Annotated in this window: 12 protein-coding genes; 2 read left to right on the forward strand and 10 right to left on the reverse strand. The window is 57.4% G+C overall.

Annotated features, from left to right (window positions below):
* Positions 1-2: 2 nt before the first annotated feature.
* Together JLG71_RS00255 and JLG71_RS00260 are read right to left on the reverse strand one after the other, a co-directional pair.
* On the reverse strand, positions 3-1,328 hold the full coding sequence (locus JLG71_RS00255) for a PTS sugar transporter subunit IIC (protein WP_014227305.1): 1,326 nt from the start codon (positions 1,326-1,328) through the stop codon (positions 3-5).
* An 11-nt stretch (positions 1,329-1,339) separates the two neighbouring features.
* Positions 1,340-1,651 carry a PTS sugar transporter subunit IIB gene (locus JLG71_RS00260; protein ID WP_014227304.1) on the reverse strand — a complete coding sequence of 104 codons (312 nt, stop codon included), beginning with the start codon at positions 1,649-1,651 and terminating at the stop codon, positions 1,340-1,342.
* 294 nt (positions 1,652-1,945) lie between these two features.
* On the opposite strand from JLG71_RS00260, the gene JLG71_RS00265 reads away from it, so the two are divergent.
* Positions 1,946-2,887, forward strand: coding sequence for a LacI family DNA-binding transcriptional regulator (locus JLG71_RS00265; RefSeq protein ID WP_025107585.1), 942 nt, complete (start codon positions 1,946-1,948; stop codon positions 2,885-2,887).
* A gap of 23 nt (positions 2,888-2,910) precedes the next feature.
* Here the strand turns inward: JLG71_RS00265 and JLG71_RS00270 are convergent, their stop codons facing one another.
* The gene (locus tag JLG71_RS00270) at positions 2,911-3,204 is read right to left on the reverse strand and encodes a YicS family protein (RefSeq protein ID WP_064357598.1); all 294 of its coding nucleotides are present in this window, start codon (positions 3,202-3,204) and stop codon (positions 2,911-2,913) included.
* 209 nt (positions 3,205-3,413) lie between these two features.
* On the opposite strand from JLG71_RS00270, the gene JLG71_RS00275 reads away from it, so the two are divergent.
* The gene (locus JLG71_RS00275; protein WP_064357600.1) at positions 3,414-4,379 is read left to right on the forward strand and encodes an Rpn family recombination-promoting nuclease/putative transposase; all 966 of its coding nucleotides are present in this window, start codon (positions 3,414-3,416) and stop codon (positions 4,377-4,379) included.
* Between the two features lie 3 nt (positions 4,380-4,382).
* Here the strand turns inward: JLG71_RS00275 and JLG71_RS00280 are convergent, their stop codons facing one another.
* The 7 genes from JLG71_RS00280 to JLG71_RS00310 form a co-directional block, all read right to left on the reverse strand.
* Positions 4,383-5,285, reverse strand: coding sequence for an EamA family transporter (locus JLG71_RS00280; protein WP_014227300.1), 903 nt, complete (start codon positions 5,283-5,285; stop codon positions 4,383-4,385).
* Between the two features lie 150 nt (positions 5,286-5,435).
* Positions 5,436-5,744 carry a CcdB family protein gene (locus JLG71_RS00285; RefSeq protein WP_014227299.1) on the reverse strand — a complete coding sequence of 103 codons (309 nt, stop codon included), beginning with the start codon at positions 5,742-5,744 and terminating at the stop codon, positions 5,436-5,438.
* Between the two features lie 2 nt (positions 5,745-5,746).
* Positions 5,747-5,983, reverse strand: coding sequence for a type II toxin-antitoxin system CcdA family antitoxin (locus JLG71_RS00290; protein ID WP_014227298.1), 237 nt, complete (start codon positions 5,981-5,983; stop codon positions 5,747-5,749).
* Between the two features lie 105 nt (positions 5,984-6,088).
* A complete protein-coding gene (gene murP, locus JLG71_RS00295; protein WP_048262922.1) occupies positions 6,089-7,522 on the reverse strand; it encodes a PTS N-acetylmuramic acid transporter subunit IIBC in 1,434 nt (477 codons plus the stop codon).
* A gap of 24 nt (positions 7,523-7,546) precedes the next feature.
* Positions 7,547-8,449 carry an N-acetylmuramic acid 6-phosphate etherase gene (murQ, locus tag JLG71_RS00300; protein WP_009654080.1) on the reverse strand — a complete coding sequence of 301 codons (903 nt, stop codon included), beginning with the start codon at positions 8,447-8,449 and terminating at the stop codon, positions 7,547-7,549.
* A 160-nt stretch (positions 8,450-8,609) separates the two neighbouring features.
* Complete coding sequence (locus tag JLG71_RS00305; protein WP_025107588.1) at positions 8,610-9,776, reverse strand: multidrug effflux MFS transporter; 1,167 nt, start codon at positions 9,774-9,776, stop codon at positions 8,610-8,612.
* A 50-nt stretch (positions 9,777-9,826) separates the two neighbouring features.
* A complete protein-coding gene (locus JLG71_RS00310) occupies positions 9,827-11,191 on the reverse strand; it encodes an efflux transporter outer membrane subunit (protein WP_014839827.1) in 1,365 nt (454 codons plus the stop codon).
* Between the last annotated feature and the right edge of the window lie 3 nt (positions 11,192-11,194).

The following is an 11,194-nucleotide window of genomic DNA, read 5'->3' on the forward strand; positions in this document are numbered from 1 at the left end:
AATTATTGGCTGACCGTTTCGGCAACCGGCACTGCGGCTTTTGCTTTTTCAACTTCAGTTTTCATTAACGAGCGTTCATAGGCGCGCAGGAAGGGCAGGTAGATTACCGCCGACATCACCATGCAAATTAAACACATCACCACCGGGCTTAGCGTCCAGTTTGCAGCCCATGATGCGCCGATAGGCGCCGGCGTCGTCCACGGCGTCAGCGAAACGACCTGGCTGAGCCAGCCGAGGCGCGTCGCCCCGTAAGCCAGAACGGCGTTAATCATCGGCACAAAGACGAACGGGATAAACATCATCGGGTTCATGATAATCGGCGCGCCGAACAGAATCGGTTCATTGATATTAAAGAAGCTCGGTACGATACCCATTTTGCCAATGGTGCGCAGGTGGGTGACGCGGCTACGCAGCAGCAGGAACGCCAGCGGAAGCGTGGAGCCGACGCCGCCAATCAGCAGGTAGTGGTCCCAGAAACCCTGCAGATAGACATGCGGCAGAGCCGCACCGGCCGCCAGCGCTGCCTGGTTCGCCGACAGGTTGGCCATCCAGAAGGGGTTCATAATGCCGGTCACGATCAGCGAGCCGTGGATCCCGGCGAACCAGAAGATCTGGCACATCAGGACGGAAAGCAGAATCGCCGGCAGGGAGTCAGAGGCGGAAACCAGAGGCTCCAGCAGATGCATAATCGCCTGCGGCAGGATCATACCGGTCTGCGCTTCGATAAACAGATTCAGCGGATGCAGGGTCGCGATCACCACCAGCACCGGGATAAGGATTTCAAACGAACGCGCAACGCCGGTCGGCACTTCTTTCGGCAGGCGAATCGTAATGTTGTTCTGCTTTAGCCAGGCGTAAACGCGAGTGGAATAGATGGCGGTGATCAAGGCGGTAAAAATACCCTGACCAGAGAGGTACTGGGTGGAGATTTTGCCATCGGCGTACGGCGCGGCAACCAGTAAGAAAGCCATAAACGCCAGCAGACCGGACATCACCGGGTCGAGCTGGAACTGGCGTCCCAGGCTGGCGCCGATCCCCACCGAAATAAAGAACGTCATCACGCCCATGCTGAGGTTAAACGGCAGCATCAGCTGTTCGCGATACTGCTGGGAGAAATCCAGCCAGCCGCGGGCGAAACCGTTAGTGGTATCCGGGGAAAAAGGCGGAAAGATAAATACCAGCATGAATGAGCCGATGATCATAAACGGCAATGCGGCAGTGAAACCATCGCGAATCGCGATAACGTATTTCTGCTGCCCAAGGCGTCCTGCCAGCGGGGTAATTGATTGCTCGATCGCGGCAATCATGGACTGATACAGAGAACTCATTTGCACACCTCTTAATGCGCTTCAATCAGCGACAGGGCATAATCCAGGACGTTGTCTCCCCGCTGCATTCCGTAATCCATGGCGTTAATCGGCTGGACCGGAATATTCAGGGGAGCGGCTTTCTCAGCTAAGTTTTTCAGCATGTATTTCACCTGTGGTCCAAGAAGCACCACCTGGTATTGCGGAAACTGCATGTCAAATTCGGAAACTCCGTAGGCGTCAATCTGCACCGGCAGGTTACGTTCCTTCGCGGCATCAACCATCTTTCTGACCAACAGGCTGGTGGACATTCCGGCAGAGCAGCACAGCATAATCTTGTACATCGACGATCGTCCTCAAAATGTAAAAAGTTATTGCGTGGATGATTTGATATCAGACGGAAACCGGTTTCCATTTATAAAAAACAGAACTGTGATAACCGTCAAGATCTGTCAGTCAAAGGACGTGTTAATTAGATTTGGCTCACAAATTTTCCTGGTTTTTGCTACGATTTTCCATGAAACGGAAAATCGGTTTCCAAATAAAAAGGGAAACGGATATACTGCCGCTGGTTATTATTGAAGCGATTCAGGTTTAAGGATTTACAGGGATCGGACTGGCCCTGTCAGGGGAAAATAATGTCTACAATCAACGATGTATCACGGTTAGCTGGGGTGTCTAAAGCCACAGTCTCTCGGGTGTTGAGTGGTTCGCGCGGCGTAAAGGAAGCCAGCCGACAGGCGGTATTGCAGGCGGCGGAAGCGCTTAACTACCGGCCGAATATGATCGCGCAATCTTTGCTGAGTCAGACCACCGGCTGCATCGGCGTCATTTGCGCCCAGGACAACATTAATCAAACCACCAGCTATCTCTACGCGCTGGAAAAACAGCTCAGCCAGCACCAGATGCACCTGCTGCTGCGTTTTGCCAACAGCCGCGGCAGAGTGCTCCATTCGCTGGAAGAGTTGACCTGCGGCCTCTGCGATAATGTGTTAATCATCGGCGCGCGGTTTCCGCTCAATATCGACCGGCCCGACGTAGTGCTGATTGACTGCCTGGAAAGTGACGCAACGAATAGCATTCAGTTTGACCACGCCTTTGCGGCGGAAACGGCCTGCAACTATCTGATAAGCCAGGGGCGGCGGCAGATTGCGCTGATTCATCCTCAGGCTAACGGCTTTGCTGACCAGGTTCTGCTGGGCTACAAGCACGCGCTGGAAAAGAATTTTCTGCCGTTCAATCGCAACCTGGTTTTTCTCGACAGCCATTCGCCGTCCGTGGCGGTTCAGGAGCTGGTGAACAACGCAACCACCCTGAATTTTAATGCGTTATTGGTTGCCAACGAGCAGCAGGCGCAGCTGGTGGTGCCGCAGCTCCAGGCGTTTAATCGCGCGGTGCCGGAAAAAGTCATGGTGTTCAGCCTGGCGGGCTCGTTACAGCTGCCCGGTATTCCGACGATTCCGGCGATTGAATATTCCATGGACGCGATGGCCAGCCAGATAGTCAACTGGCTGACCGAGAAGACGCAAATGCTCGCTAGCAGCCCGCTGCGCGGAGATTTGATCATTCCGAACCGCTGATGGTGACGCCTCCGCGCCCGGTGCTAGGGCGTTGGGCACTGAATGCCGCTAATGGCCTTCTGATAAGCGGCGCTGTTGTTTTTATCCAGCGCCCGCGTCGCGCTTTGTACGGCGGTCTTATTTTCCGCTGATTCCAGCACGCGGTTAGCAAACTGCGTATCATCCAGCGCGCTGCTGGTAGGGCAATTTTTCCTCACATCCTTCACTATCTGCTGCTTTTGCTGTTCAAACTTCAGCCCGGAGAGCGGTGCAGCTGTCGCCACGCTGGAGAACATCAGGCTGGCTGCCAGCGAAAGCGCAAAACTCATTCTCTTCATTACGGATATCCTTATTTTTATTAAAGGGTTCCTCTAACTATAGACGCATTCCTGAACCAACATTTTGCGCGCTGGTTTCCATAAGAATGAGTCTGTTTCAGCCGCTGAAATTTATCTTTCGTATCGGCAAGCAAAGCCGTTGTTGCACAGGTGTTTGCGCTTTTTGGGACGGATATATTCCAGCCATTACGTTCCAGGGATGGCGGACCATGACGCAAAAAGGAACCCCCTCGACGCCGCACGATGCGGTTTTTAAACAGTTTTTATCGCATCCCGAGTGCGCCAGGGATTTTATCGACATTCATCTGCCCGCTTCGCTGCGCCAGCTGTGTAATCTGCAAACGCTCAAGCTGGAGTCCGGCAGCTTTATTGAGGCCGATTTGCGCGCCAGCTACTCCGACGTGCTGTGGTCGCTGAAAACCCGCGACGGTGACGGCTATATCTATGTGGTGATTGAACATCAGAGCACGCCGGATGCGCATATGGCATTCAGGCTGATGCGCTACGCGCTGGCGGCGATGCAGCGTCATCTGGATGCCGGGCACAAAACGTTGCCGCTGGTGGTGCCGATGCTGTTTTATCACGGCGCGAAAAGTCCCTATCCCTTCTCGCTTTGCTGGCTGGATGAGTTTACTGATACGCAGACGGCGCGACGACTTTATGCCGCCGCTTTCCCGCTGGTGGATATTACGGTGGTGCCGGATGACGACATTATGCAGCACCGGCGCGTGGCGCTGCTGGAGCTGATTCAAAAGCATATTCGCCAGCGCGATTTACTTGGCCTGGTGGAGCGATTAGCCGAGCTGTTGGTTAAAGGTTGCGCTAATGACAGCCAGCTGAAAGCGCTGTTTAATTACATGCTGCAGTGCGGCGATGCGCCTCATTTTGGTGAATTTCTTCACGAGGTCGAGCGGCGCGTTCCTCAACATAAGGAGGTACTCATGACGATTGCGGAAAGGCTACGGCAGGAAGGGAGACGAGAAGGCAAGTTGGAGGGCAAGTTAGAGGGCAAGTTAGAAGGTAAACAAGAGGGTAGACAAGAAGAAGCGTTGCGTATTGCCCGTTCACTTCTGGAGCAGGGGTTTGAGCGCGAGCTGGTGCAGGTGGCTTGCGAGCTGACGGATGACGACCTGAAGAGGCTGCAAACGCCGGTCGCAGCCTCTCCTGGCCGATAATCGTCAGGCCGTTTTAACCCGCCGCCGCGAATCCATGGCGATCAGCACCACCGACGAGAGAATCAGCAGCGTGCCCAGCCAGTCCGGGAGAGTAAAAGTGATGCCGAGCAGCAGCAGGGAGAGCAGGGCGCTACTCAGCGGCTCCGCGCAGCTGAGGATCCCCGCCTTCGCGCCGCCAATCTTCTGCGCGCCGTTCAGATAGAGGCTGAAGGTCAGCGAGGTGCCGATTACCACCAGGTAGAAAAAGGCCAGCAGCAGGCCGCCGGTCACCACAAAATGGTTGCCCTGTCCGGCGTAGAACGGCAGCAGCATGGCGCCGCCGAGCAGCATGCTCCAGCCGACAATCGGCAGCGTGCCGTAGCGGGCAATCAGCGTCGAAGGATAAGTCGTATAAAAAGCGGCGGCAAACGCCGAAGCAATCCCCCAGAACAGCGCCGTGGGGGAAATCGACAGCGTCGTCGGGTTGCCGTGGGTCACCAGCAGGAAAGTGCCCGCCAGCGAGGTGGCGATGGCCGCGAGCACCAGCGGGCTGGGGCGCGTTTTGCGGGCGATGGCAAACCAGGCGACGATAATCGTCGGCGACAGAAACTGCAGCACCGTCGCGGTGGCGGCGTTGGATTGCTCGATAGTCATCAGAAAGGTGTACTGCACGGTAAGCGCGCCGAACAGCGAAAAAATCAGCAGACTGGCGGCGTCTTTGCGGTTTTGCAGGACGCGGAAAATCTTATCGCCGTGGAAGAACGAGAGCATCAGAAGGATCAGGCCGGCGAACAGCAGGCGCGTCATGGTCAGAAACGGCGATGACATCTGGCTTTGCTGCATAATATATTGCGCGCAGACGCCCGAGCTGCCCCACAGCACGGCGGCGATCAGTACGTTCAGCATCCCTTTTTTGCTGGAGCCCATCTTTCCCTCAGGTGAAAATAGCGCGAAAGCAGTATCATAGCATGAGCACGCGCGGGAAGCGGGGCAGGAAAGGGTAGTCGGAGTATTTGCGTGCCCCTTGCGGCGGAAGATCGTTGGGTTTGGCGATCTGACGCGTAAGCTTGTAGCGAGTTAGATCCCGTCGAAAAGAAAATCCATTGAAGCTTTAACGACTTCGCGCTGGTGATTCAGATTACAAACTTCTTCACCCAGAACACGATGTGGGATGCTGGCGAGTTCGTGAGTCATCACGACGTATTCTTCCCCTTCTACGGTGACAAGCGGTGTTAAACGATCGGCGCGTGGACCTTTATAGTTTTTCAGTGGAAACAGTGGAATTACGACCCGAGTATTGCGCTTGCCGATAATGTCACTCTGTACATCAAGGAGGTAAGGATACGCAGCAATTCGACCTGTATTCTTATAAACGTAATACTGCATATTTAGAACGTCCTGTATTCATCAGAGAGAAGTCCATTTTCCTCAGTTAAATTATTGAGGTAGTCGATTGCCTGGGCATTTTCTTTTTGCCAGCGGGCTATTTCGAGGCTGTGGATTTCGCTTTTTAGAGCGTTAGTCAACGTTAGAGACAGATTGATGCCGACCTCACGAGCCTGTTTAACCAGGCCTGGGTCCAGTGTCACGCTGACGTTCTGCTTATTGCGTTTTGCGGCTGGCATAGGGAATCTCCTGTGTAATCTACACGTGTAGATTACACAGAAATAAATAAACCCGCCATTCGGCGGGTTAAAAAAGATTCAATTTTTATGCGCCGTGCGCGCCTCTTAGCTCAAATCAACGTTTTTACTGCCGAACAGCCAGGTCAGGGCGAAGCCGCACAGGTAAGAGACCGCCAGCCCGGCGGCATACACCGCCATTCCGGCGTAGATCCCGCTGCCGGAGGTCATCAGCGGCAGCGCCACCAGCCCGGACGGGCCAAATACCGTATTCAGGCCGACCGGTAGCCCCATCCAGGCGACAAGCCCGAGGAAGAAACCGCCGCAGGCGCCGCCGAGGCAGGCGGTGATAAAGGGCTTCATGCGCGGTAGCGTCACGCCGTAAATCAGCGGTTCGCCGATGCCGAGAAAGCCGGGAATAATCGCCCCTTTAATCTGCGTGCGCAGCAGAGAACCGTGCTTCGCCCGCCAGAACAGCGCCAGCGCCGCACCAACCTGTCCGGCCCCAGCCATGGCCAGAATCGGAAACAGCGAGTTAAACCCCTGCGCATCCACCAGCGCGAAATAGACCGGCACGAAGCCCTGATGGACGCCGAACATCACCGCCAGCAGGAACAGGCCGGCCAGTACCGCAGAGCCGAACGGGTTACCGTTAAGGTGCAGAAACAGCCATGACATCCCGGTGAACAGCCAGCCGCCGATAGGCATAATGACGGTAAAGGTGATCGCGCCCATGATCAGCAGCGTCACCGCCGAGGTGAGGATCATATCGAGGTTGGCAGGCATGATGCGGCGTACCTGTCGTTCCACCCACGCGCCGATAATCGCGGCGATAAGCACGCCGATAATATTGCCGCGCGGGTCAATACCGTGGCCGAAGAAGGTGGAAATCCCGGAATAGAAGCCGCTGGTGGCTTCCGGGTTATAGCCGAGAACAAACAGCGCAGCGATGATGGCCCCGTTGACCCCGGAGCCGCCGAAGGCTTTCTGGGCGTTATAGCCGATCAGGATGCTCAGGAAGGTAAACATCCCTTTGCTGAACACCTTCATGTAGCCGATCAGCGCCATCAATGTCGCGTTCGGATGCGCGTTTTCGAGGACAAATATCTGCTCCGCCAGGGTCGCGAACCCCAACAGCAGGCCGACGGCGATAAAGCCGGGAATGAGCGGGGTGAAGATGGTGGCGAATTTCGCGAGGAATTTTTGAATACCGCTGGTTTGCTTGCTCTTCAGCGCCTGTTTCTTTTCGGCGGCGACATCGGCCAGCGATGGCGCATCCGCCGGGGCCTCTTCCAGTAACGCATTCATCATTTCCGCCGCGCTTTGCGCCTTGCCGGGCCCAAGGACGACCTGGAACTGTTCATCGCTAACGATCACCCCCATTACGCCGTCAATCTGGCGGATGGCGGCGCTATCGGCCCGTGATTCATCGCGCAGGGTCAGGCGCAGCCGGGTCATACAGTTGCCCGCCTGCGCGACGTTCCCGGCTCCGCCAACGTGCTGCAGGATCCGCGCTATCATCTCTTTATTTATTTTTGCCATTGCAGATTACCCGTGAGTCAGCGGTCAGGAGTGGCTCAGCGCCTTGCGGATATAGCCATTATTTTTTGCCAGCAGCGCCTGGGCATCCGCGGCGCTTAAATCAGCCAGCACCATCACAATCGCCGTTTTGCAGTGGCGATCGCAGGCTTCCAGCGCGCTCTGGGCGGTTGCGCGATCGCATTCGGTCGCTTCCATGACGATGGACACCTGGCGCTCGATAAGCTTGGCGTTGGTCGCTTCCACGTCCACCATCAGATTGCTGTAGACCTTGCCGATGCGGATCATCGCCCCGGTAGAAATCATATTCAGCACCAGCTTCTGCGCTGTGCCCGCCTTCAGGCGCGTTGAGCCGGTCACCACTTCCGGACCCACGACCGGCGTAATGGCGACGTCCGCCAGCTGGGCCATTTCGCCGTGCGGGTTACAGCTGACGATGGCGACAAAAGCGTTCTGGCTGTGGGCATACTCCATCGCGCCGATGACGTACGGCGTGCGTCCGCTGGCGGCCAGGCCGACTAGCACGTCGCGGCTGCTAAAGTTCAGGTTCTGCAGGTCCATCGCCCCTTGCGCTTTGTTGTCTTCGACGTTCTCTACGGCGCTCAGTATGGCTTTATGGCCGCCCGCGATAATGCCCACCACTTGCTCCGGGCGGGTGCCGAAGGTCGGCGGACACTCGCTGGCATCAAGGATCCCCAGACGCCCGGAAGTGCCCGCGCCAATGTAAATCAGTCGACCACCCGCCTGCAGCGCCGCCGCGACCTTATCCACCACCTGGGCAATTTGCGGCAGATAGGGGGTGATGGCGTGAGCCACCTGCTGGTCTTCCTGGTTAATCACCGTCAGCATCTCTTCGGTGGTGAGGATATCAATGTTGGCGCTATTGGCGTTGCGGCGCTCGGTCAGCAGTTTGCTCAGGTCGATACTCATAGGAACCTCTTTAGTCACGGTGGCGGGCAGTATAAGGAATTAATTATTCCTTTCCTGTGAAGGTTATCACGATTGGTGTTGAAGGAATAATAGGAGATTACAGTACTGGCGGGAAAAATAGGGGTAATATAATTGGAATATTTTATTACCCCTGAGGAGGTTATGCGATGGGGCGCGGCTTTTTCAGGCCAATCAGCAGCGCGGCCAGATAGCAAAGGGTCATCGCGAAGCTCATTTTGAGCATCGTTTCGCCGCCGAGACCGGCCAGCGGCGCGGCAATACCGCCGAACACAAACATCAGCGTGCCCATCAGGGCGGAAGCGGTGCCGGACTGGCGGGCGTGAATGGCGTTCATCGCTTCCGAGCCGGCAACGGTACTGATACCGCTCATCATGGAAACGGTAAAAAACAGGCCGACCAGCGCCAGCGTCGGCTGCGGTAGCCAGGCGAAGAGCAGGGTGATGGCGGCAAACGCCACCGCCAGCAGCTGGCCGCCGCGCAGCAGGGCTTCGGCGCTGAAGCGGCGCGCCAGGCGGGAAAAGATCAGCGCCGCGATAATCAGCCCGATACCGTTAAGGCCGAACAGCAGGCTGAACTGCATCGCGCTCATGGCATATTCGCTCTGGATAACGAACGAAGACGAGCCGATATACGAAAACAGCCCTGCCATCATAAAGGCCTGAATCAGGCAGTAGCGCATAAAGCGGTGGTTTTTCAGCACCGGCGCATCAGCCTGCTGCCGCGTAGCCGAGGCGGCGCTTTTGGCCGGCAGCGTTTCGTGCAGCACCGTCAGGCTGAGCAGCAGCAAGACAACGCCGATCGCCGCCATCGCCCAGAACAGGATACGCCAGTCGAAGGCGGTGATGATCCAGCCGCCGAGTACCGGTGAAAGCACCGGCGCAATGCCGTTAACGGTCATCAGCAGGGCGAAAAACTGGGTCAGCAGCGTACCCTGATACCTGTCGCGGGCGATGGAACGCGACAGCACCGAACCGCCCGCGCCGGCGAAGCCCTGCAGAAAGCGCCAGGCGATCAGCATATGGATATCGTAGGTTATCGCGCACATCGCCGAGGAGAAGATAAACAGCAGCAGGGAGAGCGCCAGCGGCTTTTTACGGCCAATGCGGTCGCTCAGCGGGCCAAAAAACAGCTGTCCAAGGCCGAGGCCAATCAGCGCCGCGGTCAGCGAAAGCTGGGTCTGCGTGCCGGTGGCGCTGAGCTGCTGGGTGATTTCCGGTAGCGCGGGCAGATAGAAGTCGGTACACAGCGGCCCAATGGCGCTGAGCAAACCGAGAACCACGACCCAGGAGAGGGAAATTCGGGACATATCAACGGGCTCCTTGTCATCAAACCGGGCGTTGCCGCCCGGCAAAAGCGTTAGCTGGCGCCGCCTCCCAGCGACTGCCAGAGGGTAATGCGGTTTTCCAGATCCGTTTGCTGGAGGGAGATAAGCGTGGCCTGCGCCGACCACAGCGTTCGCTGGGCGGTCAGCACCGACAGATAATCTCCGACCCCGGCCTGATAGCTCTTCATCGCGATATTCAACGATTTCTGCTCCGCCGCGACGTATTTATTCTGCGCGTCCAGCTGTTCGCTGAGCGTTTCCCGGCGCGCCAGCGCGTCGGCGACATCCTTAAAGGCGCTCTGAATCGTCTTCTCATAGGTGGCGATCAGCCCCTTTTTCTCCGCTTCAGCATAGCGCAGCTGCGCCAGGTTGCTGCCGCCGGTAAACAGCGGCAGGCTGATGGACGGCGCGAATGACCACACCTGCATGCCGTGGCTGAACAGCGACGAGAGCGAGTCGCTGCCGACCCCGGCGCTGGCGGTCAGCGAGATGGACGGGAAGAAATTGGCCCGCGCCGCGCCGATATCGGCGTTAGCGCTCTTCAGATTATGCTCCGCTTCCTGGATATCCGGGCGGCGCAGTAGTACCGATGAAGAGACGCCCGCCGGCACCAGGGTGATACTCCGATCGCCAAGGCTTTCCAGCGTGCCGGGCAGCAGGCTATCCGGCACGGTTTCTCCGGCCAGCAGGTTGAGCGCGTTTTTATCCTGCGCCACCAGCGTGCGGTAGCTGGCGACGCTGGCGCGCGCCTGCTGATAAACGCTTTCGGCATCGCTCAGGTCGCCTGCCGAGGCGGTGCCGACTTCCATCTGGCGGGTGACGATGCGGCGCGAGTTCTCCGCGCTGGCCATGGTGTCCTGCGCCAGCGCCAGATTGCTGTTGTCCGCGGCGAGCGTTATCCATGCGGTGGTCAGATCGGCGATCATCGTCAGACGCGTATTCTGGGCGGTGAATTCGCTGGCAAGCCAGGTTTCCCGCGCCGCGCGCGTCAGGCTTTGGTTCTTGCCAAACAGATCCAGCTCGAAGCTGGAAACCGCGCCGTCGGCTTCCGCTGACGAGGTGAGGCCGCTGGCCACCGTTTTACTGCGGGTATGGCTCAGCTCGGCGTCGAGGGTCGGAAACAGCGAGGCGCGGGTTTCGCCAAACTGGGCGCGCGCGGCTTCGATATCGGCCAGCGCTTTCTGCACGTCGCGGTTGCTGGTCAAGGCGATGTTCACCACTTTTTTGAGGCGAGCGTCATTCACTACCTGCTGCCAGTCGCTGACTACCGCGGTTGCCTCGCCGTGGCTACCCGGCAGGGTCGCCGGGACAGGCGCGGCCGGACGTTCATAGTGCGGGTCGAGAGAGACGCAGCCCGCCGTCAGGAGCGCAACAAAAACTAAGGTAAAACGAAACATAAC

It is taken from the genome of Klebsiella michiganensis (genome assembly GCF_015139575.1).
GTDB classification, from domain to species: Bacteria; Pseudomonadota; Gammaproteobacteria; order Enterobacterales; family Enterobacteriaceae; genus Klebsiella; species Klebsiella michiganensis.

Excerpts from the sequence above, each read along its gene's own strand:
- JLG71_RS00255 (WP_014227305.1), bottom strand. The coding sequence starts at position 1,328 with ATGAGTTCTCTGTATCAGTCCATGATTGCCGCGATCGAGCAATCAATT.
- JLG71_RS00260 (WP_014227304.1), bottom strand. The coding sequence starts at position 1,651 with ATGTACAAGATTATGCTGTGCTGCTCTGCCGGAATGTCCACCAGCCTG.
- JLG71_RS00265 (WP_025107585.1), top strand. The coding sequence starts at position 1,946 with ATGTCTACAATCAACGATGTATCACGGTTAGCTGGGGTGTCTAAAGCC.
- JLG71_RS00270 (WP_064357598.1), bottom strand. The coding sequence starts at position 3,204 with ATGAAGAGAATGAGTTTTGCGCTTTCGCTGGCAGCCAGCCTGATGTTC.
- JLG71_RS00275 (WP_064357600.1), top strand. The coding sequence starts at position 3,414 with ATGACGCAAAAAGGAACCCCCTCGACGCCGCACGATGCGGTTTTTAAA.
- JLG71_RS00280 (WP_014227300.1), bottom strand. The coding sequence starts at position 5,285 with ATGGGCTCCAGCAAAAAAGGGATGCTGAACGTACTGATCGCCGCCGTG.
- JLG71_RS00285 (WP_014227299.1), bottom strand. The coding sequence starts at position 5,744 with ATGCAGTATTACGTTTATAAGAATACAGGTCGAATTGCTGCGTATCCT.
- JLG71_RS00290 (WP_014227298.1), bottom strand. The coding sequence starts at position 5,983 with ATGCCAGCCGCAAAACGCAATAAGCAGAACGTCAGCGTGACACTGGAC.
- murP (WP_048262922.1), bottom strand. The coding sequence starts at position 7,522 with ATGGCAAAAATAAATAAAGAGATGATAGCGCGGATCCTGCAGCACGTT.
- murQ (WP_009654080.1), bottom strand. The coding sequence starts at position 8,449 with ATGAGTATCGACCTGAGCAAACTGCTGACCGAGCGCCGCAACGCCAAT.
- JLG71_RS00305 (WP_025107588.1), bottom strand. The coding sequence starts at position 9,776 with ATGTCCCGAATTTCCCTCTCCTGGGTCGTGGTTCTCGGTTTGCTCAGC.
- JLG71_RS00310 (WP_014839827.1), bottom strand. The coding sequence starts at position 11,191 with ATGTTTCGTTTTACCTTAGTTTTTGTTGCGCTCCTGACGGCGGGCTGC.